At 64.5% G+C, this 18,710-nt stretch carries 21 protein-coding genes; 14 read left to right on the top strand and 7 right to left on the bottom strand.

Translation table 11 applies throughout. From position 1 onward, the window contains the following. Positions 1-109 precede the first annotated feature (109 nt). The 4 genes from ACP5MM_RS07405 (at position 110) to ACP5MM_RS07390 (ending at position 3,575) form a co-directional block, all read left to right on the top strand. Positions 110-1,402 (top strand): OmpP1/FadL family transporter, encoded by a 1,293-nt coding sequence (locus tag ACP5MM_RS07405; RefSeq protein WP_427934338.1) that lies wholly within the window; start codon positions 110-112, stop codon positions 1,400-1,402. A gap of 130 nt (positions 1,403-1,532) precedes the next feature. Continuing rightward, the gene (locus ACP5MM_RS07400; RefSeq protein ID WP_427930600.1) at positions 1,533-1,943 is read left to right on the top strand and encodes a hypothetical protein; all 411 of its coding nucleotides are present in this window, start codon (positions 1,533-1,535) and stop codon (positions 1,941-1,943) included. An 18-nt stretch (positions 1,944-1,961) separates the two neighbouring features. Beyond that, entirely contained in the window at positions 1,962-2,972 is a 1,011-nt protein-coding gene (locus ACP5MM_RS07395) for a lipoate--protein ligase family protein (protein ID WP_427930601.1), read from the top strand. Between the two features lie 225 nt (positions 2,973-3,197). Beyond that, positions 3,198-3,575: a hypothetical protein gene (locus ACP5MM_RS07390; protein ID WP_427930602.1), complete on the top strand. Its 378-nt coding sequence runs from the start codon at positions 3,198-3,200 to the stop codon at positions 3,573-3,575. Between the two features lie 46 nt (positions 3,576-3,621). Here the strand turns inward: ACP5MM_RS07390 and ACP5MM_RS07385 are convergent, their stop codons facing one another. Then, complete coding sequence (locus tag ACP5MM_RS07385; protein WP_427930603.1) at positions 3,622-3,945, bottom strand: hypothetical protein; 324 nt, start codon at positions 3,943-3,945, stop codon at positions 3,622-3,624. 109 nt (positions 3,946-4,054) lie between these two features. Here ACP5MM_RS07385 and ACP5MM_RS07380 point away from each other — a divergent pair, with 109 nt between their 5' ends. From ACP5MM_RS07380 to ACP5MM_RS07360, 5 genes are all read left to right on the top strand, one after another. Continuing rightward, entirely contained in the window at positions 4,055-4,465 is a 411-nt protein-coding gene (locus tag ACP5MM_RS07380; RefSeq protein ID WP_427934337.1) for a hypothetical protein, read from the top strand. Next, positions 4,462-5,292 carry a CbbQ/NirQ/NorQ/GpvN family protein gene (locus tag ACP5MM_RS07375; RefSeq protein WP_427930605.1) on the top strand — a complete coding sequence of 277 codons (831 nt, stop codon included), beginning with the start codon at positions 4,462-4,464 and terminating at the stop codon, positions 5,290-5,292. Before ACP5MM_RS07380 ends, ACP5MM_RS07375 begins: the two co-directional genes overlap by 4 nt. Before the next feature lie 140 nt (positions 5,293-5,432). Beyond that, a complete protein-coding gene (locus ACP5MM_RS07370; RefSeq protein WP_427934336.1) occupies positions 5,433-7,931 on the top strand; it encodes a nitric oxide reductase activation protein NorD in 2,499 nt (832 codons plus the stop codon). Beyond that, positions 7,928-9,109, top strand: a complete 1,182-nt coding sequence (locus tag ACP5MM_RS07365; protein WP_427934335.1) for an acetoin utilization protein AcuC — start codon at positions 7,928-7,930, stop codon at positions 9,107-9,109. The genes ACP5MM_RS07370 and ACP5MM_RS07365 overlap by 4 nt, the downstream gene beginning before the upstream one ends. After that, positions 9,106-10,251, top strand: a complete 1,146-nt coding sequence (locus tag ACP5MM_RS07360; RefSeq protein WP_427930608.1) for an aldo/keto reductase — start codon at positions 9,106-9,108, stop codon at positions 10,249-10,251. The genes ACP5MM_RS07365 and ACP5MM_RS07360 overlap by 4 nt, the downstream gene beginning before the upstream one ends. A gap of 11 nt (positions 10,252-10,262) precedes the next feature. On the opposite strand, the gene ACP5MM_RS07355 is transcribed toward ACP5MM_RS07360, so the two are convergent. After that, on the bottom strand, positions 10,263-10,913 hold the full coding sequence (locus ACP5MM_RS07355; RefSeq protein WP_427930609.1) for a TM2 domain-containing protein: 651 nt from the start codon (positions 10,911-10,913) through the stop codon (positions 10,263-10,265). An 83-nt stretch (positions 10,914-10,996) separates the two neighbouring features. On the opposite strand from ACP5MM_RS07355, the gene ACP5MM_RS07350 reads away from it, so the two are divergent. From ACP5MM_RS07350 to ACP5MM_RS07340, 3 genes are read left to right on the top strand one after another with little or no spacing between them, the layout of a single operon-like run. Next, complete coding sequence (locus ACP5MM_RS07350) at positions 10,997-11,929, top strand: LysR family transcriptional regulator (RefSeq protein WP_427930610.1); 933 nt, start codon at positions 10,997-10,999, stop codon at positions 11,927-11,929. After that, positions 11,926-12,678, top strand: coding sequence for a type 1 glutamine amidotransferase (locus tag ACP5MM_RS07345; RefSeq protein WP_427930611.1), 753 nt, complete (start codon positions 11,926-11,928; stop codon positions 12,676-12,678). The genes ACP5MM_RS07350 and ACP5MM_RS07345 overlap by 4 nt, the downstream gene beginning before the upstream one ends. Beyond that, positions 12,675-13,031 (top strand): hypothetical protein, encoded by a 357-nt coding sequence (locus ACP5MM_RS07340; protein ID WP_427930612.1) that lies wholly within the window; start codon positions 12,675-12,677, stop codon positions 13,029-13,031. The genes ACP5MM_RS07345 and ACP5MM_RS07340 overlap by 4 nt, the downstream gene beginning before the upstream one ends. Here the strand turns inward: ACP5MM_RS07340 and ACP5MM_RS07335 are convergent. Further along, positions 13,007-13,507, bottom strand: coding sequence for a phosphate-starvation-inducible PsiE family protein (locus ACP5MM_RS07335; RefSeq protein ID WP_427930613.1), 501 nt, complete (start codon positions 13,505-13,507; stop codon positions 13,007-13,009). The genes ACP5MM_RS07340 and ACP5MM_RS07335 overlap by 25 nt on opposite strands. Positions 13,508-13,605: 98 nt before the next feature. Between ACP5MM_RS07335 and ACP5MM_RS07330 the strand changes: the two genes are divergently transcribed. After that, the gene (locus ACP5MM_RS07330) at positions 13,606-14,295 is read left to right on the top strand and encodes a VTT domain-containing protein (protein ID WP_427934334.1); all 690 of its coding nucleotides are present in this window, start codon (positions 13,606-13,608) and stop codon (positions 14,293-14,295) included. Here ACP5MM_RS07330 and ACP5MM_RS07325 read toward each other — a convergent pair. From ACP5MM_RS07325 to ACP5MM_RS07315, 3 genes are all read right to left on the bottom strand, one after another. Next, on the bottom strand, positions 14,248-15,036 hold the full coding sequence (locus ACP5MM_RS07325) for a gamma-glutamyl-gamma-aminobutyrate hydrolase family protein (RefSeq protein WP_427934333.1): 789 nt from the start codon (positions 15,034-15,036) through the stop codon (positions 14,248-14,250). The genes ACP5MM_RS07330 and ACP5MM_RS07325 overlap by 48 nt on opposite strands. Before the next feature lie 7 nt (positions 15,037-15,043). Then, positions 15,044-15,928 (bottom strand): N-carbamoylputrescine amidase, encoded by an 885-nt coding sequence (gene aguB / locus ACP5MM_RS07320; RefSeq protein ID WP_427930616.1) that lies wholly within the window; start codon positions 15,926-15,928, stop codon positions 15,044-15,046. A 76-nt stretch (positions 15,929-16,004) separates the two neighbouring features. After that, the gene (locus tag ACP5MM_RS07315) at positions 16,005-16,517 is read right to left on the bottom strand and encodes a DUF4124 domain-containing protein (protein ID WP_427934332.1); all 513 of its coding nucleotides are present in this window, start codon (positions 16,515-16,517) and stop codon (positions 16,005-16,007) included. 315 nt (positions 16,518-16,832) lie between these two features. Here ACP5MM_RS07315 and ACP5MM_RS07310 point away from each other — a divergent pair, with 315 nt between their 5' ends. After that, positions 16,833-17,984: a cytochrome-c peroxidase gene (locus ACP5MM_RS07310; RefSeq protein ID WP_427930618.1), complete on the top strand. Its 1,152-nt coding sequence runs from the start codon at positions 16,833-16,835 to the stop codon at positions 17,982-17,984. Between the two features lie 115 nt (positions 17,985-18,099). On the opposite strand, the gene ACP5MM_RS07305 is transcribed toward ACP5MM_RS07310, so the two are convergent. Beyond that, positions 18,100-18,710, bottom strand: a 611-nt coding sequence (locus tag ACP5MM_RS07305) for a thioredoxin fold domain-containing protein (RefSeq protein ID WP_427934331.1), incomplete at its 5' end; no start/stop codon positions are given.

The raw sequence follows: 18,710 nt of genomic DNA, 5'->3' as shown, positions 1-18,710 counted from the left end.
CTTAATCATTCAATAAAAAAATTGAGAGAGCAAAAGGCCTTGCATCGCTGTGATAGATCTACCACAATCATTGACGTCATTCGCAACAAGACAGAGGGTGGAGGAGATTATGAAAAAATCGCGCATCTTAAGCGTGGCAGTCGGGGCAGCCGTGGCGCTGGGTTTTTCCGCTGGCGCGCTGGCCACGGACGGCTATCAGTTGATTGGTATTGGTCAGTATGCGGTGGGCATGGCCGGCGCCGTTGTCGCGGCTCCCGATGATCCTCTTTCCGCGGCCATGAGCAATCCCGCCGGCCTGGCCTTCTTGACGCCGCAGGCGGCCTTCTCGGCGGAGATCTTCAACCCGACCCGGCGCACAAATTTCGGTTTCGGTGAAACGGGTAGTAGCAGCAATGTATATGGTGTGCCAGCCATTGGTTGGGTAGCTCCGGCCTTTGCCAAGAATTGGGTATTTGGTGGCGGTGTTTACGGTACCTCCGGTCTTGGTGTTAATTATCTACAACCCAATACGCCATTCGGCACGATACAAGCCTATAGCAGCATTACCTTCATGCAGATGGCGCCTTCAGTAGCATGGAAGGTGAACGATCGTCTGGCCGTAGGTGCGTCATTGAATCTGGCGGCAGAACAAGGGTCTTTTCAGCAGACGGCAAGTGGTTTCCAAAATTTTTATCCGGGCACTCCAGGCGGTCTGAATCTTGCCAGCCCGTCATGGGCCTATGGCGTTGGGGCGACCTTGGGCGTTCTGTACAAGGTGAATGACATGGTCACCTTGGGCGCTACCTATAAGTCACCAATAGCCTTCACTTCCATGACGTGGCAGGAAACGAGTGAACTTGGGCAAAATCCCAATGGAACTCCTGTTACAGGCCAACCGGGCCAGTATAGTGGCCATCTCAATTATCCGCAGCAGGTTGCTTTGGGTATTGCCATCCGTCCTATCCCGCAGTGGTTGATCAGTGTCGAGGGGCAGTGGATCAACTGGCGTGCCACCATGAACACTTTCAACATATACGGTCCGTGGGTCGGGCAATCATCCGTTGGTCTCCCCATGCACTGGAGCAACCAATGGGTAGCCAATATCGGTACCCAATATGACGTGAACAACTGGTTGCAGGTGCGGGCTGGTTATACCTATGGATCCAACCCCATCAGCAATAAGGATACGGGCTCTAACCTGATTTTCCCTGCCGTAGTGCAAAATGCGGTTACTGTTGGTTCGACTCAGAAGCTAGGCATGGGCTGGAAGTTGACGGAGGCCTATATGCATGAGTTCTCCAATACGATTTCTGGTACTTCCCCATACGCTGGGGCTGCGCAGCAGTTCGGTATTCCTATTCAGCCCGCCAGTGCGACTCTTACCGAAAACTCTTTCGGTATCCAGGTCGGTTACGACTTCTAAGCAATATCCCTCCTCAGGGTATCCGGGAGACGGGCGACCGTCTCCCTTTTTTATATCCAACGCCCGCCCGGCTTGCCGTCGGGGGGCGTTCTGGGTCAGAATATACCTGACCTGAATGCTAGGGAAAGCCATGAAGTCCATACCGATCACCGATGTGAGCAGCCTGAAGAACGAACTGAACAAGTACAAGAAGGGGAAGAAGCTGGAGATTCCCCGCTTCAATCAACTGGCGCGGATGGCCTACCTGGGGCGGCTGGTGATGACGCCCCTGGATCCGGAGGATGCGTCGTGCCAATCCTTCCTGGTGCATGTCCAGCAGCCCGAGGGGCTGGCCGCCCACTTCATCGAACTGGACGAGGACTTGCAGGATACGATCCTGATCCTCGACAGCGAGCAGTCCATGGCCATGGCCGGGATCATGCAGGCGGGGGTAGAGGAGCGGGCCCGCTGGCTGGAGGCGTTGAACCAGCGCGACTTTTACTTCTCGGCCTTTTACCGGCCCCGCGAGGGACGCGAGGCGGCCGGCGCCGCCGCGGACTGAGATCCGCTGGCCCTGGCCATGGAAGGGCGGCGGCTGGATCTGGGGCTGCTCGACCCCCTGGGCCTCCATGCGGGCTACGCGGGCATGGCGGAGGCGCAGGGGGCGGGTGCCCCGCCCGTGGTCCTGCTGGCGCGCAGCGGCGGACATCTGAGCCTGGGGGCGGCCCAAGGGGCGGCGGCGGAACTGGATCGGGCGGCGTGTCGGCGCTACGGGGTGCCCGTCCTGCGCCGTCCTTTGGGGGGCGGTACGGTCTGGGTGGATGCCCGGCAGCTCAATTATTTCTTCCTCTTTCCTGCGGGCAGCGGCCCGGCGCGGCCGGCGGCGGCCTTTTCCCTGGCGGCTCCGGTGGTGGAGGCGGTGCATCAGGCCTTCGGCTTGCCGGTGGCGGGGACCGGCGGCCAGGATTTCTGGTGCCGCGGCCGGAAGATCGGCGGTACGGGGGCGGCCACCCTGGGTCATACCCTGATCCTGGGCGGGAGCTTCCTCCTGGATTTCGCTCAAACGGCCTTCGCGCGCTGCGTGGCGGCGCCGTCGCCGGGCTACCGGGAGTGGCTGGGGGAGGCCCTGGGCGGGAGTCTGACGTCCTGGGCGGGGGAGGGCGTGGGCGGCGTTGCCCCGGCGGCCGTGGCGGAGGCCTTCTGGGCGGCCCTGGCGGCCCAGGGCTGGCGTCTGCGGCCGTCCGCGCCCAGCGCGGCGGAGCGGTCGGCCATGGCGGTGGCCCGGGAGGAGCTGGATGACCTGGACTGGGAGGAGGATGCCCGGCGGCGGGTGCCCAACGGGATCAAGCTGAAGGCCGGCGCCTTTCTTACGGAACGGCACTGGGACGGGGGGCAATGGCTGCGGGTGTGGACCGATGCCGGCCGCTTCCGGCGCGTGGCGGGGAGCGCCTTTCCTGCCGGCCTCGGCGAGAGTTTGGGCGGCCTGGGGCCGGAGGATGGAAGTGTCGCGCAGATGCTGGAGCGGGCCCTGGGGGCGGCCGCGCCCTTGTGGCGGGAGCGCCTGCTGGCGACGGCGGTGTGGGCTGACTGATTCAAGACTCGGCAGTGGGCGGAGGGATTTTTTTGCTCCGGCGGTCCTTGCCTGTTGTTCTACGGCTCATCCCGCTGGCAGGCGAAAACTCGCCCTGCGGGCTCAAACAGTTCGCCTGCCGGGCGCGGGATTTCGCCTAGAACAACGACGGCGCGGGCCGAAGTCGCGGCGAAATCCCTCCGCCAACAGCCGAGTCTTGAATGAAACAAAGGGAGGGGAGGGAGAATGCCGAGCATAACGGATCGGATGCGCAAGCGTTTCATCGTGGTGAGCAGTGATGTCGATCTGAATGCGGCCATTGCCGCGGCGGCGCCTGCGGGTTGGGAGATGGTGGCGGTGACGGATCTGGAGGATCTGGGGGCGTGGCAGGAGATCCTGCTGCATCGCTTTTTGCTGCTGAATCTGGACGACACGGTGGTGGAGGATCCGGTGGGCCTGGTGGATACCATTCGCCGGGAATATCAGTTGAACATCGCCATCTTCTGCGTGGGCGGGGACCAGGGACAACGGGATGCCGCGCGCATGGCGCGGGCCGACCGTTTTTTCGGGCGGGAGGAAACCCTGGCGCGTCTGCCGGAGTTTTTTGCCCAGTTTGGCTGGTAGGGGCGCGGCAGGCCGCAATTGCGCGCGGCCCGCCCCGTTGGCTGTCCTAGCCGACCTTGGCGTGGGCCTCGGTGTCCAGGCGCAGCTCCTGACTCTCGCTCCGGCCGTCGGCGCTCACGCTGAGGGTGGCGATGCGGGTGCCGGGGTCCTTGAAGGTGAGTTCATAGGAGAAGGTGCCGGGCATGTCGATGGTGGCTTCCTTCAGGACCTTGCCTTCGCAGGTGACGGCGACCTTGGCCGGGCCCTTGCCTTCGAGCATGGCCTGGATGCGGTAGGGGTGTCCCACCACGCGGCGGTAGACCTGGGGGTCCCGGTTGGCGTTGTATTGCAGATTGTTGAGTTTGACCATCTTGATCAGGTGCGCGCTCATAAAAGCCCCTTCTTATCGCGATATAAAATGAATTGTGAACGACTTCAGGCAAAACTTCTTTATCCTAGACGAAAAACGGACGCAGTGGTAGGCACCATAGAGGAGCAATATGACGAATAAGCCCGATGTGCTGGCAGATCTGGAGAAAGTGAGCGCGCAGGTGGAGGCGTTGGCGCAGCGGCAGGCGGCGTCGCCAATGCCCTTGGTGGAGTTGGTGGAGGCGGGGATCGCCGAGGCCGAGGCGCTGTTGCGGGTCATGCTGAAGGCGGAGCGCAAGCCTTGGGCCAGCGATGCGGAACTGCTGGACTTGTGGAAAACCCTGGTGAAAGGGGCACCCCACTGGAACACCATCCGCGATAACTGCCGGGAACTGATTTACTACCGCAATTGCCTGGCGGCGGGGCGGGAGGATGCCTTACCGGCCCAGCCCGAGCGCATGGTGATGCATACCTTGCGCCATATCGTGCTGTACTTGCGCAGTCACGCGGAACAACAGGATGCACAAGGGGATCATGCATGAGTGAGGGAAAATCGGGGCAACCCAGCGGCTTGCGCTTGTTGCTGGAAGAGCCTTTTTATCAGCCCGTGGGCAATGAACTGAGGGTGTTCATGGCGGCCTGGAGCAAGCGCCTGCCGGTGATGCTCAAGGGGCCGACGGGCTGCGGCAAGACCCGCTTCCTGGAGCACATGGCGTGGCGGCTCAAGCGGCCGCTGGTGACGGTGGCCTGCCATGAGGACCTGACCAGTTCGGATCTGGTGGGGCGCTACCTCATCGAGGGCGATGAGACGGTTTGGCAGGATGGTCCCCTGACCAAGGCGGTGCGGGAGGGGGCCATCTGCTATCTGGATGAGGTGGTGGAGGCGCGCACGGATACGACGGTGGTGATCCATCCGCTGACGGACCATCGCCGCCATTTGCCCATCGAGAAGCTGGGCATCGAACTCACGGCGCACCCGGATTTCATGCTGGTGATCTCCTATAACCCGGGTTATCAGACGGTGCTCAAGGATCTCAAACCCTCCACCAAGCAACGCTTTGTGGGACTGAACTTCACTTATCCGCCGGCCGAGCTGGAGACGCGCATCATCATGCGGGAGACGGGGCTGGACGAGGCGCGGGCCCAGGCGCTGGTGGCGGCGGCGGGGAAGGCGCGGAACCTGAAGGATCAGGGCTTGCAGGAGGTGACTTCGACGCGGGCGCTGGTCTATGCCGGCGACTTGATGGGCTCGGGGCTGGATGCCCTGGAGTCCTGCCAAGTGGCCATCATCAACCCGCAGACCGATGATCCGGAGCTGGCGGAGGCCCTCTTGGAGATCTTCCGCGCCTTTTTCCCGGACAAGGGATAAGGCGCCGTTGCGCTCGGGAATTACGGAACGCACCGGCATGTTCCGTTGACCGCCGTTTCCTTGTTTTCGGTGGAAAACGGGTGCTGCCGGATCCGGGTTGGGTGGAAGGGTGCAGGGTGCAGGGTGCAGATGGGGGGAGCATGGCGGCGGTGACTGAGGAGATTCTGGAGCATCTGGCGGCGGTGAGCTTCGTGGCCGGCCGGGATGCCCGGGCGGCCCTGCCGGCGGTGGCGCCCTTGGGCGCGGCGGCGGAGTTGCGCTATCTGGAAACGGGACGGGACCTCTTTTTCTACGACCGCGAGGCGGGAAAGGGATTTTTCCATGGGACGGCGGAGCTGGTGGCGGCCTTTGGCGGCCTGGACCCCTGGCTGGAGCAGTCGCGCGTCTTCCTGACCCAGCGCGGTACCTTTCGGGCGGCGGTGGGCTTTTTTGCCCAGGCGGCGGCCTTGCGCCGGACCTTGGGGGCCGAGGCGGAGTTGGTCTGGTTCGATGTGGGGACGCGCTGGCTGGCCCAGCATGTGGACAGTGCGGCGGCTTATTTCCGTCTGCCGGTATTGACGCTTTTCGGTAGCGAGGGGGTGGCGGGTCTGCAGGCGCTCATGGCGCCGGCGGAGGCCTTGCTGCAGGGTCGCCTGGGGCTGGGGACCTATCTGCCGGGGGCCCTCCGGGTGCGCGCCCTCTGTGGTCTGGAAGGGGTGGCGGAATGGGCACGGCGGGGCGCCGATGTGCTGGCGGCGGGTCGGGTGCGCGGCGAGGCCTGGTTTCGCCTGGAGAGCGAGGAGGCGCGCAGCTTCCTGCTGGAGATTCTGCCGGGCTTTCGCCTGGGGGTCCACAAGCGTTTGTTCCTCTTGCTGCTGCAGGCCTGGACGGGGCTACAACCGCCCCTGGAGGATGGCGACTGGAGCGCCGAGGGGGGGCGGGCCTTTGTGGAGACGGACGGCCGCAGCCTCTTCGTGCCGGCGGTGATGCCGGATCGGGAGGAGGCCCTGCTGGCCTTTTATCATACGGGTGCCCATCTGGCCTTCGGCAGCTATGAGGAGGAGGCCATTCACGCCCTCTTTCGGGAGTTGGGCATGGCCCATCCGCCCCTGGACGCCGAGCAGCGGGTGACCTGGCGGCCCCTTTTCGCGCAATTCGGCCAGGATCTGCTGCGCTTCCAGATGATCTTCGATCTCTGCGAGGATCTGCGCGTGGATGCCTGTCTGGACCGGGAAATGCCCGGCTATGCGGCGCGTCTGCTGCGCCTGGCGCAGCGGCGGGGGAGGCCGACAGGGGTGGCGGGGGCCTATTATGATGCCGCCCTCGGGATGCTGGCGCAGCTTGGGGCGGGGACCTTGCCCGAGGATCTGACGGCCTTGGCGCAGCCCCGCAGCGGTATCGTGGACAGCTTCCGCGTGGCCCTGGAACGCTATGGAGACACGGATCTGCCGCCCCTGGGCCTGGCGGATCGGTCCCAGGCCTATCTGCCGGGGCGCTCGCCCAATGCGGCGCGGCCGGTGTACCCGACGCGCCGGCATCCGGCGCGGGAGGAGATGGAGCTGGATGGGGATGGGGGGCTGGGGGCGGCGGGGCACGAGGAGGAGCCCCGGGAGATGCCCCAGGAGGCGGCGGGCAATGATCCGGACCTGGAGATTCCGCCCGAGGACATTCAGGGGACGGGGGGGCGCGTGGGGGTGGGCATTCCCATGCCCGCCAAGGTCACCGGTGCCGGGCGTGGCGCCAAGGCTCCCAAAGGGGGCTTTGCCTACCGGGAATGGGATTATCGCCATCAGAGTTACAAGGAGGGCTGGGCGCGGGTCCATGAACGCGCCCTGCGCGAAGAGGACGGCGCCGAGGCGGCGGCCCTGGCCAAGGAGTATGCGGGGGTTTTGCGCCGTATGAAGCGCGCCCTGCAGGCGCAGAAGCCGACGCGCATGGCCCCCTTGCGCCGCCAGTTCGAGGGCGAGGAGCCGGATCTGGAGGCGGCGGTGCAGTATGTGGTGGAGCGTCGCGCCGGCCATGCGCCCAAGGCCAACATCTATCTGCAACGGCGTCCCCGGCAACGGGATACGGCGGTGCTGCTGCTGGCGGATCTTTCCACTTCCATCATGGCGGCGGCGGGGGATGGCGGGGTGCGCATTGTCGATCGCCTGCGGGCGGCCATGCTGCTGTTTGGCGAGGCGCTGGTGGAGGTGGGGGATCCCTTCGCCCTCTATGGCTTTGCCAGCAAGTATCGGGATGAGGTCCTGCTCTATCCCATCAAGCGCTTCGGCGACCCCTTCGATGCCCGGCGCCGGGCCGTGCTCGGGGGCCTGAGCGGCCGGCTGGCGACGCGCATGGGGGCGGCCGTTCGCCACAGCACGGCGCTCTTGCAAAAACATCCGGCGCAGCGGCGGCTGCTGCTCATCCTCTCCGACGGCCGGCCGGCGGACTATGACGACGGCGGCGATTCCCGCTATTTGCAGGAGGATACGCGCATGGCGGTGAAGGAGGCGCAGGACCGTGGGGTGCATGCCTTCTGCATCAGCCTCGACCCCCGCGGCGGCGAATATCTGCCCCTGGTCTTCGGCCCCGGGCATTATCTGGTGTTGCCCCACATCGACAGTCTGCCGCAGCGGCTGCCCGAGATTTATCTGCGCTTGCGCGGGCACCAGTCATGAGCGAGCGGGAACGCTTGGGAAAACACAGCGAGGCGGGGCGGGCGGCCACCTTCATCGGCGCCGCACGCTACCGGCGGGCCAGTTACGGCAGCAATCATCCCCTGGCCATTCCCCGCGTTTCCCTGACCCTGGATCTCATCAACAGCTATGGCGCCATGGGCGCCGACGAATACCTGGACGGCCGGCCCGCCAGCCATCGCGAACTCTTCGGCTTTCATACCCGCGACTATATCCAGGCCTATGAGCGGGCCCAATTCCGCGGCGGGGTGCGCGATGCCGATCGCCGGGTCTATCAACTGGGCACCATGGAAAATCCGTATTATCCGGGTTTTTTCGCTACGCCATGCCTGGCCGCCGGATCCAGCATCCAGGGGGCGGAGATGGTTCTGACCGGGCGCAACGCCTTCAGCCCGGCGGGCGGCATGCACCATGCCGCCCCCCATCAGGCGCGGGGCTTTTGTTATCTCAACGATCCGGTATTGGCCATTCAACGCTTGCGGGGGGCGGGGTTGCGCGTACTCTACTGGGACATGGATGCCCATCATGGCGACGGCGTGGAGGCGGCTTTCGTCCATGACCCCGATACCCTGACGGTGTCCATCCACATGGATACCGCCTATGCCTATCCCTTCCGGGGCGGGGGGCTGGATGAGCACCCGGGGTCTGCGGTGAATCTGCCCTTGCCGCCGGAGGTGAACGACAGCGAATACCGGCTGGTTTTTGCGCAACTCTGGCCGCGGGTGCTGGAGACCTTCGCTCCCGACGTGGTGGTGCTGCAGGCGGGTACGGACATCCTGGCCGCGGACCCCCTGAGCAAGTTCCGGGTCTCCAACCTGCTCTTCTGGGAGGTGGCCCGGCGCATATTGCGGGATAGTCCGCGCTTGCTGGTCCTGGGGGGCGGGGGGTATCATCCCATCGCCCTGGCGCGCTGCTGGACCGGTTTGTGGGCCCTGCTGAGCGGGCGTCAGCTCGACGCGGTCCTGCCGGCGGCAGGCCGGCGGTTGCTGGAGGCCGTGGAGTGGGACCTCGATGACGAGGATGCGGCGGGCTATGTGGAGCAGTTCCTGCGCTTGCACGATGCGCCTCTGGAGGGGATCATCCGCCCGGACTGCCGCGATCGCGTCCATCACCTCCTTACCCATCACCCCCTTTTTGTCCATAGGAGCCCGTCTGCGTGAATGCGGAAAAGTCCCTCATCCCCGGTGCCGCCAACAGCGAGGGCAGCAAGGCCTATGTGGCCCGCTTCCAGGATCGGCTGGCCGAGGCGCATTTCAGTGATTTCCTCAATACCCGGATCAAGCTCTCGTCTCTGGGGGTGGGCACTTTCCCGGGCGCTGCCGATGACGTGACGGATGTGGCCGTTGCCGCCATTGTCGCCCAGGCCCTGCAGACGGGCATCAACGTCATCGACACCGGGGCCCATTATCGCTACGGGCGGGCGCCGCGGGCGGCAGGGGCCGGGATTGCCAGGGCCATGGCGGCGGGCATCCGGCGCGAGGAGTTTTTTGTCCTCGGCAAGGGCGGCTTTCTCACCTTTCCCGAGGGCCGGCCGGAAGACCCCGCCGCATTTTTCCGGGACGAAATCGCGGCCAAGGGGCTGGGCAAGGAGGAGGATCTGGCCCGGGGCGTGCATTGCCTGAGTCCGGAATACCTGCTCTGGCAACTGGACCAGGTTCGCCGGCAAACGGGTCTGGAGACCCTGGATGCCTTCCTGGTGGATCAGCCGGAAGTGCACATTCCCCTCATTGGCAAGGAACGGATGCACCAGAAGTTGTTGGCGGTGTTTGCCGCCCTGGAGGATGCGGTGCGTGCCGGCAAGCTCCGCTATTATGGAATCTCCACCTTTCACGCCTGCCGGGTGGAGACGGACCATCTGCTTTTCCAGTCCCTGACCAGCCTCATCGGCCTGGCGGAGAAGGCGGCCGGGCAGGGCAACCGCCATCACCTGCGGGTGGTCCAGATGCCCTTCAACGCCCTGATGCCGGAGGCCTATACGCGCTTCAGCCAGGTGACGGGGCAGGGCAATATCGCCTCCACCATCCAGGCCGCCTACCAGCTCAAGCTGACCGTCATGGCCAGCCATCCCTTGGGCAAGGGCTTGCTCGCCCGGGAGGAGGTGCCGGCCTTGCAGACGGCCATGCCCGAACTGGCCAACGCCGCCCAGCGCGCCATGCAGTTCGTGCGCTCTACGCCGGGAGTGGGGACCGCCCTGGTGGGGCTCAGCGATCCCGCCCACCTGGCGGACCTGCTGGCGGTGGCGCAGAACCTGCCCCTGCCCAAGGAGCGATATCTCGCCATGTACGAAAAGGAGCAGCAGTAGGGCGGCGGGTGCTAGCGGCCCGCCTCGTCGGCGCGGGGCTCATGGATTTCCTGGGCCGTTCCCCCCGGCTTGCGGGCCTTGGCCATTTCCATCAGCAATCTTTCCTGTTCGGCAAAGGACATGGCGCGTTTTCCGCTGGCAAATCCTTTGCTTGCGGGGCCCTTGCTTTCCGTGTCCCGGCTCTCGGGCGCCCCGGCGGCGGGATGGCCGGCGCGCTCGGCCTCCTTGCCGCGGGTGTATTGCCGGAATTCCGCTTGCCACTCCTGATCCGCCCCGGGGCCGTCGTTTTCCCTCCCGGCATAATGGGCCGGTGCGGCGGGGGCCTGCTTGGAGAACCACGCGGCCTTGCGCAGTTCCTTGTTGTAGGCCGACTGCCAGTCGCGGATGCGGCTGAGGTCAACGCCCGCAGCGAGGACGAGAAGCGCGCCGGGAAGCAGGGCGGCCCAGGGAATGCCGCTCAGCGCCAGGGCAATGGTGAGGGCGGTACCCGCCGGATAGGCCCAGGCCCGGGGCCGTTCCAGGTAAAAGCGGTGGGCGCCAAAGGGGAAGAGCAGCCAGAGCAAATAGGCCCATAGGGTTTTTTTCTGGAGTTTTCGCAGGCGAATTTGTAGACTCTGCACTCCGGCGCCCTGCAGATCGAGCTTTTCCCAGGCCTTGGGCATTGGGGACCCTCCGTGAATACTGTATTGAAGCGCTCAGATAATACCCCTAAACTGACGTAAAGTCGCAAGCGACAGAGAGTTCCATGGCAGACAGGCGATTACAGGTATTCCATACGGTGGCGCGCTTACTGAGCTTCACCAAGGCTGCGGAAACGCTGCACATGACGCAGCCGGCGGTGACCTTTCAGGTCAAGCAGCTTGAAGAGCAGTTCAACACGCGGCTTTTTGACCGCACGCACAACCGCATCAGCCTCACCGAGGCGGGGGTGGTGGTCTACGACTACGCGGAACGGATCATCGCCCTCTACACGGAGATGGCCAATCGCGTGGGGGAAATGACGGGTGATCTGCGCGGCCACCTGCTGCTGGGCGCCAGCACCACCATCGCCGAATACATGCTGCCCCGCGTCCTCGGCGATTTCAAGATCAAATATCCCGATGTTCAGGTGCGTTTGCATGTGGGTAACACCGACAAGATCGTGCACATGATCGAGGACAACAGCATCGACCTGGGACTGGTGGAGGGGGCGGTGACCAACAAGAGCCTGGCCACCCTCAAGTGCTGCATGGATTCCATGGTGATGATCGCGCCGCCGGAGCACCCCCTGGCGGACCATGACAGCGTCACTCCCCAGGAGCTCCTGGATTATCCCTTCGTATCCCGGGAAGAGGGGTCCGGCACCCGGGAGGTGACCATGGAGTTTCTGCACCATGCCGGTCTGGATTCCGACGATCTGCATATCACCATGGAACTGGGCAGCCCGGAGGCGGTGAAGGGGGCGGTGGAGGGTGGCCTGGGCATTGCCGTGGTTTCCGAGGCGACCGTGCTCAAGGAACTGGCGCTGGGCTCCCTGGTGGCGAAGCCCCTCAATCCCCCCCTGGCCCGGCCCTATTCCTTTGTCTACCAGAAGCAGAAATTCCGCAGTCTGGTCATGGACGAGTTTCTGGAGTTTGCCAAGGAGCGTTGCGCGGTCAGCATGCTGGTCATACCCAAGCGCCGGGAGGATCGGCAATGAAGCATTTCGCCGTCGTGCAGCACAGCTACTCGGAATTCCTGGGCCTCATCGAGAGCCAACTGGAAAAGCGGGATATCGGCTTCAGCTATTTCCGCGCGTTCCTGAACCAGGATCTGCCCGGCAGCGCCCTGACCTTTGATGCCCTTTTCCTGCTGGGCGGCCCCATGTCACCGCTGGAAAGCGATGCCTACCCCTGGCTCATCCAGGAGCGCAATGTCATCGGCGCCTTTCGCAAGGCGGGCCGGCCGGTCGTGGGCCTGGGCCTCGGGGCCTTGCTGCTGGCCCAGTACGAGGGCGCCGAGCTTCGCCGGGAGCCCTATCACAATGCCTATTTCACCACGGCCCATGCGACGGAAGCGGGCAGGGACGATCCCCTTGCCCAGGCGGTGGATGGGGCCCAGGTGCTGGTCTGGTCGCCGGGGGTGGCCCGTCTGCCCGAGGGGATCGCGCCCCTGGTGGTGGATGACGCCGGCAACTGGATTGCCTTCCGGCCCGAGCCGGGGGCCGTGGGCCTGCTGTTCCATCCGGAAATGAAGCCGGGCATGATTGAAGACATCATCATGGAAGAGGATCGCGAGGCGCCCGAGAACGTGGGCGAACTGATGGAGACGGCGCGCCGCCTATGGCCGCAGATGCAGGAAACCACCGATCGCGTGGTGGTGGCCCTGGTGCGCGAGCTGAATCTGATGCAGGAGCGCCGCAAGCCGCGGGTATTCTCCCTTCAGGTGGATAGCGAGGGTGGCCAATGAATAGCCGGGAGCGGCGGATCCTGCGGTTGTTGCGCGATCTGGATGCCCCGGCGCAGGAACAGCTTCTGGCCTTCGCGGAGTTCCTGCAGGCGCGCGGCAAGGCGCAAAAGCCCGCAGCAACGCTGGTGGAACCGTCCATCGTGGCCCCCGTTGCCGGGGAGTCGGTGGTGGGGGCCATCAAGCGCCTGCGCCAGAGTTATGCCATGCTGGAAGCCAAGCAACTGCTGGGAGATACGGCCAACCTCATGTCCCGCCATGCAGTGGGCGGGGCATCGGCGGAAGAGGTCATCGCCGAACTGGAGGCATTGTTCGCCCTGCATTATGCCCGTTATCGAGAGTCGTGCGGCGAATGATCATTGCTGCGGCCGTCGCCAAGCCCTTGTGGCGATTGCCGGCCGCTGCCGCCCAACTGGCTGCGGGCGACGAGGAAGTAGGCGATGCCGGTAGCCAGCAGGGCCCCGGTGATCAGGGCGTAGAAGGCGATATCCTCCGGCTGGATGTTGGTCCCTCCGCCTTCCACGGGAATCAGGATCAACTGCCGCAACAAGGTGATCATGGCCACCTCAAAAAAGACCTCCACATGGAAAATCCCGTTGCGCATGTAGGTGATCTCGGCGGAAATCAGGGCTGACAGGACCCAAACGATAAAAAGCGTGCCTAGGGCATGGAGAAAGCCGGCCGTCAGGACATGCTCGCGAAAGGCCTCCAGCACATCCCGGCCGAACTGGATCATGATCAGTACGCTGGCTGCCGCCAGGGCGAAGGCGATGAACAGATGAAGGGCGGAATTGAGCAATTGCAGGGCATTGCCGAAACGGTCATTGAACATCAGTCAGGTGCTCCTTTGGTTGGGCTGAGCATGCTTGGCGAAGCAGGGGGCGCCCAAGAACCCCTTCCGGCGGTTTCGCGCAGCGCCCAAAGGATAGCATGGATGCTTGCGCCAACGGCCGCATCCAGGATGAGGGCTTGAGGGTTATGGATACACTGGGGCAAATCTTTACCGTGATCATGCATCTCGACCGTTATCTCGCAGCGCTGCTGCAGGCTTATGGATACTGGGTGTATGCATTGCTTTTCCTCATCATCTTTGCCGAGACCGGCTTCGTCGTGACCCCGGTCCTGCCCGGTGATTCCCTGCTCTTCGTCTGCGGCACCCTGGCCGGTTCGGGGATCATGGAGGGATGGGTGCTTGCCCTCTTGCTCATCAGCGCCGCGGTCCTTGGCGATGCCGCCAATTATTTCATCGGCCGCCGCTGGGGTCTGCGGCTCTTCGCCGGGAAGCGCTGGCGCCTGCTCAATGCCCGCCATCTCCGGTTGACCCAGGATTTTTATGGGCGGCATGGGGGAAAGACGGTGATCATTGCCCGTTTCCTGCCGATCATCCGCACCTTTGCGCCCTTTGTGGCCGGCCTGGCCGCCATGGCCTATGGCCGCTTTGCCGCCTTCAATGCGGTGGGCGCCGTGCTATGGGTAGGAGGGCTGCTCGGCGCCGGTTATTTTCTGGGGCACCTGCGCTGGTTCCAGGAGAATCTGACCATGGCCCTCCTCGGCATCATCCTGATTTCCCTTCTACCCGCCTTCCTCGCCTGGCTGCGCCACCGGACCCGCTTGGCCTGAGCTTGTCGGCGGGGCGTCGCGCCCGTCCCGTCCTCGCCGGGCGCGCTCCACGAGCCAGTGAAAGAGGGCCTGCTGGGCGGGATCGTCGGCGCAGGTATGTTCCGGATGCCACTGCACCGCCAGGACATCGGGGTTCTCCGGCATTTCCACGGCTTCGATGACGCCGTCGGCGGCCTGGGCGCTGACGCGCAAGCCCGGGGCCAGGACGGCAACGGCCTGATGGTGCCAGGAAGAGATGCACACCTGATTTTTCCCGAGTATGCGGGCCAGGGTGCTCCCCGCCAGGATTTCCACGCTATGCGCTACGGGGGTGTGGCTGGTGCTGCGATGGGGGACATGGGTACCCACGGTCTTGGGCAGATCCAGATGGAGCGTTCCGCCCAAGGCCACATTCAGGATCTGCATGCCCCGGCAAATGCCCAGGAGGGGCAAACCTTGGGCGATGGCGGCGCGCGCCAGCCCAATCTCCGCCGCATCCCGGTCCGGGTGGACGGCATGAATGCTCTCGTCGGCCGCAGCCCCATAAAAATCCGGGGAAATATCGCCGCCGCCGGTCAACACCAGGGCGTCGCAGCGCCGGATGAAATCCAGCCCGCCCGGGCATTGGGGCGGAAAGAGGACGGGCAGGCCGCCGGCGCGGCAGACGGCTGCCGCATACTCGGGGGCCAGGGAAAAAGGCTCGCCGTTACGCTCATAGGCGCTGAGGGCGACGATGGGAAGGGGCGGGGTGGGTGGCTGCATCGGCCGTCTACCAATGCGTTTCATCGTCCCTGTCTCCCCCGTCCAGGGAATGGATGGCGCCGTAGAGATCCGGACGGCGATCCCGAAACAGGCCCCATTCGATGCGCTGCGCCGCAATGGCATGGAGGTCGAGATCGGCGCTGATCCAGCCCTCCTCCCTGTCCGCCTGGGCAAGGAGGGCGCCGGTGGGGTCGGTGATGAAGGAGCCGCCATAAAAGGTGATCTCGGCATCTCTGCCGATCTCCCGGCCGATGCGGTTGGCGGCGATGACGGGGACCAGGTTGGCGGCGGCATGACCCTGCATGACCCGGGTCCAGTGGCCGCGGCTGTCCAGTTCCGGCGCTTGCGGTTCCGAGCCGATGGCCGTCGGATAGAGAAGCATCTCGGCACCGCGCAGGGCCATGATCCGGGCCGCCTCGGGAAACCATTGATCCCAGCAGATGGCGACGCCCAGCCGGCCATAGCGGGTAGGAAAGACGCGAAAGCCGGTGTCGCCGGGGCTGAAGTAGAATTTTTCCTGGTATCCGGGTCCGTCGGGGATGTGCGCCTTGCGGTACAGGCCCAGGTCCCTGCCATCGGCGTCAAAGACGACCAGGCTGTTGAAAAAGGCATTGCCTGCCCGTTCAAAAAAACTGACCGGCAACACCACCTGGCGCCGCCGGGCCAGTTCCTGCATGGCGCGCAGCGCCGGGTGCTCGTCCCGACCGCGGGCCAGGGCAAGGAAGCGGGGATCCTGATCCTTGCAAAAATAGGGGGTGCTGAAAAGCTCCTGCAAGAGGATGATCCGTGCCCCCGCATCGGCCGCCAGACCTGCCCAGTGCATGGCCTTGGCGATGTTCTCCTCTTCGTCGGGACCCACCGACATCTGCACCGCGGCTACCTTGACCATCATGATCCGCTCCTCCCTCCAGCCCTGCGCTCTTGCCATTCTACTTGAGGTGGAATCCGGGGTCAGTAGCCGTGAGCGGTCAGCGCGGTCCCAACGGCGGCGGCGATGCCCAGAAAGGAGATTGCGGCGCGCCAGGCCCCGCCGGGGGCGGTGGCTTGGCCCAAATTGGTGCCTGGGGTCGCGGGCCTGGAGGCCCTGGCGGCGGCGCTGGCGGCATCGGCCGTTGGGCGAAGCCCGGCCCGCCCCCGTAGGGCCAGAGAAAAGCGGGGGCGTAGACGCTGTGGGGAGGATGGGTACGGGGAACCAGGCTGTTTTCATAGTTCTGGATGGCCGTCAGCAGATTGAGGCGGCTGATGATCGCCTCCTGCGTCAGGGAAGGGGATGGCCCGGAAGGAGGGCTTTCCGGCGCTGCCGGCCCGCTCGCGGGCGGGGATGGCGGCGGGGATGGCGGCGAGGGCGTCTCCTCGCCGACCACGGTGATATGGCGTGCATCGGCAGGCGGGGTATCTCCATAGCTGGGCACTCCGGCAGGGGAAAGCCAGCGATAGATGGGTGCGGCGGATGCCCATGGCGCACAGGGCAGGACCGTCATGGCGAAAAGCAGGGCCAGGGACGCTCGCCGGGACGGATGCGGCGGACTCCCGGCTCGAGCTGATGGGCCTTGGTACTGGTGCATGGCTGGGGAACCTGTTTAGCGATCATACAGAACTTATTATAGGAAAGAGTTGGAATTAATCCATTTGAAATGGCAAACGATTATATTATAATTAAAATCGATGCCGCTGGAGCAGAACCCGCGTCGGGAAAGTTGCAGGATGCTGCAGGGGCTGGGAACCGCCATGCGCGTAGTCATGAATGCCAGGCGGCGCCAGTGTTGTTTCGATCGCTTCAGGCCAGGAGGAACAGAATGAACACCATGGATACCCATACGGATGCTTCGAAAAACCCCAAGCCCGCTGCGGCGACGAGGAGTCCCCGCAGACGTTTGGCCTTGGGCCTCGGCGCCGCGCTGGTCGGTCTCGGCGGCGTCTCCTTGGCCCATGCCTTCGGTGAATTTCCGGCCAAGGTGCCGGTGCCGGCGGACAACCCCATGACCCCCGAGAAGATCGCCTTGGGCAAGCAGCTCTACTTCGATCCACGGATCTCCTTGTCGGGGGCGGAGTCCTGCGACACCTGCCATCAGGTGGCGAGCAACGGCACCGACAATCTGCCCCTGTCCTTTGGCGTCTTCGGCCGCGTGGACGCCCCCCGGAACACGCCGAGCGTCTATAACGCCGCCTTCAACACCGTGCAGTTTTGGGATGGGCGCGCCAACAGTCTGGAGGAGCAGGCCATGGGGCCCATCCAGAACCCGGTGGAAATGGACATGCATCCCAAGCTGGTGGTGGAACGCCTGGAGCAGATCCCCGGTTATCGCGAGGAGTTTGCCCAGGTCTTCGGGGGCAAGGATCCCATCACCATGGGCAACGTGGTCAAGGCCATTGCCAGCTATGAGCGCACCCTCATCACCCCCGATAGCCCTTATGACCAGTATGTCAAAGGCGACAAGAAGGCCCTCGATGCCTCCGCCACGGCGGGGATGGGCCTGTTCAAGTCCATGGGCTGCGCCACCTGCCACGCCGGACCCATGTTCGACAACCCCGGTACGCCCATGGGTACGGGATTCTTTCAGAAGTTCCCCCTCCAGCCCGCCAATCCGCAATGCGCCAAGTATGAGCAGAAGTACCAGTTCATGAAGGATCCGGGCCGTTTCGACGTCACCCACAACCCCGCCGACAAGTATTACTACAAGGTGCCCGGCCTGCGCAACGTGGCCCTGACGGCCCCGTATTTCCACAACGGCTCGGTCCAGACCTTGCCGCAGGCGGTGCGGGTCATGGCCGCCTGCCAGTTGGGCAAGGACCTCAATGACGAGCAGGTGAAGGATGTGGTGGCCTTCCTGGACAGCCTCACCGGCAAGTTCCCCAAGGAAACCCTGCCGCGCCTGCCCCAGACCCCCAATACCACCATCCTCATGGGCGTACCGCAGTTGGAAAAGGCGGCAGCCCAGAAGAAGTAAGGCTGTTATCGCTTCTCCCGCCCCGGACGATCAACCCGGGGCTGCCGGGGGCGAGTCTTGGGGAAATCCTTGCAGCGGCGCGCCCCTTCCCACCAGGGAGGGCGCGCCGCTGCCCTTAGGGGGCGATATCGCGCAGCACCGAGCGCATGTCGCGCTTGCCCAACCCTCCGCGGATGATTACGGTCTTGCCCTGGCGGCTCCGGTAGATCAGGGTCGGCACGATGCTTTGCCCGGTGGCGCGGAGAATGGCGAGGTTCTTTTCCAGGGCCTTTTCCGTGGCGGGGCTGGGCAGGATCTCCTGCAGGCCGCCGAAGTGTTCCATGTTGAATTCCCGTTCGTTTTTCGTGATGGCGGCAAGAGGATCCTTGGCCTCCAGCATGGCCGCCGCCTTGCCCAGGCTGGACGGCGTAAGATAGCCCACGGGCACATAGCGCACCGTCGCGCCCAAGGGTTTGATCAGCGGCTGCAGTTCGTCGAAGACCACATGACAATAGGGGCAATTGGGATCGAAGATCATGTAGAGAACGTGGGGGCCCTTGCCCTGCGGCACCCAGTGGGCATGGCTCAGGCGCTGCAGCAGGGCGCTGTTTTCTGCTCCTGGGCTGTTTTGGGCAGGAAGCGTGGCGGCCAGTGCCGGCTGGGACAACGGCAACCCGGCGCAGAGGATCAAGCTGGTGGCCCAAGTAGCCAGATAACGCATGCGCATTGCTGTTCCCCTTTTCTGGT

It is taken from the genome of Acidithiobacillus sp. (assembly GCF_049965315.1).
In the GTDB taxonomy this organism is placed as follows: domain Bacteria; phylum Pseudomonadota; class Gammaproteobacteria; order Acidithiobacillales; family Acidithiobacillaceae; genus Acidithiobacillus_B.
This window is presented reverse-complemented; position numbering and strand designations above follow the sequence as displayed.

Excerpts from the sequence above, each read along its gene's own strand:
- ACP5MM_RS07400 (WP_427930600.1), top strand. The coding sequence starts at position 1,533 with ATGAAGTCCATACCGATCACCGATGTGAGCAGCCTGAAGAACGAACTG.
- ACP5MM_RS07315 (WP_427934332.1), bottom strand. The coding sequence starts at position 16,517 with ATGACGGTCCTGCCCTGTGCGCCATGGGCATCCGCCGCACCCATCTAT.
- ACP5MM_RS07365 (WP_427934335.1), top strand. The coding sequence starts at position 7,928 with ATGAGCGAGCGGGAACGCTTGGGAAAACACAGCGAGGCGGGGCGGGCG.
- ACP5MM_RS07355 (WP_427930609.1), bottom strand. The coding sequence starts at position 10,913 with ATGCCCAAGGCCTGGGAAAAGCTCGATCTGCAGGGCGCCGGAGTGCAG.
- ACP5MM_RS07345 (WP_427930611.1), top strand. The coding sequence starts at position 11,926 with ATGAAGCATTTCGCCGTCGTGCAGCACAGCTACTCGGAATTCCTGGGC.
- ACP5MM_RS07395 (WP_427930601.1), top strand. The coding sequence starts at position 1,962 with ATGGAAGGGCGGCGGCTGGATCTGGGGCTGCTCGACCCCCTGGGCCTC.
- ACP5MM_RS07380 (WP_427934337.1), top strand. The coding sequence starts at position 4,055 with ATGACGAATAAGCCCGATGTGCTGGCAGATCTGGAGAAAGTGAGCGCG.
- ACP5MM_RS07325 (WP_427934333.1), bottom strand. The coding sequence starts at position 15,036 with ATGCAGCCACCCACCCCGCCCCTTCCCATCGTCGCCCTCAGCGCCTAT.
- ACP5MM_RS07340 (WP_427930612.1), top strand. The coding sequence starts at position 12,675 with ATGAATAGCCGGGAGCGGCGGATCCTGCGGTTGTTGCGCGATCTGGAT.
- ACP5MM_RS07370 (WP_427934336.1), top strand. The coding sequence starts at position 5,433 with ATGGCGGCGGTGACTGAGGAGATTCTGGAGCATCTGGCGGCGGTGAGC.
- ACP5MM_RS07310 (WP_427930618.1), top strand. The coding sequence starts at position 16,833 with ATGAACACCATGGATACCCATACGGATGCTTCGAAAAACCCCAAGCCC.
- ACP5MM_RS07375 (WP_427930605.1), top strand. The coding sequence starts at position 4,462 with ATGAGTGAGGGAAAATCGGGGCAACCCAGCGGCTTGCGCTTGTTGCTG.
- ACP5MM_RS07330 (WP_427934334.1), top strand. The coding sequence starts at position 13,606 with ATGGATGCTTGCGCCAACGGCCGCATCCAGGATGAGGGCTTGAGGGTT.
- ACP5MM_RS07335 (WP_427930613.1), bottom strand. The coding sequence starts at position 13,507 with ATGTTCAATGACCGTTTCGGCAATGCCCTGCAATTGCTCAATTCCGCC.
- ACP5MM_RS07405 (WP_427934338.1), top strand. The coding sequence starts at position 110 with ATGAAAAAATCGCGCATCTTAAGCGTGGCAGTCGGGGCAGCCGTGGCG.
- ACP5MM_RS07385 (WP_427930603.1), bottom strand. The coding sequence starts at position 3,945 with ATGAGCGCGCACCTGATCAAGATGGTCAAACTCAACAATCTGCAATAC.
- aguB (WP_427930616.1), bottom strand. The coding sequence starts at position 15,928 with ATGATGGTCAAGGTAGCCGCGGTGCAGATGTCGGTGGGTCCCGACGAA.
- ACP5MM_RS07390 (WP_427930602.1), top strand. The coding sequence starts at position 3,198 with ATGCCGAGCATAACGGATCGGATGCGCAAGCGTTTCATCGTGGTGAGC.
- ACP5MM_RS07350 (WP_427930610.1), top strand. The coding sequence starts at position 10,997 with ATGGCAGACAGGCGATTACAGGTATTCCATACGGTGGCGCGCTTACTG.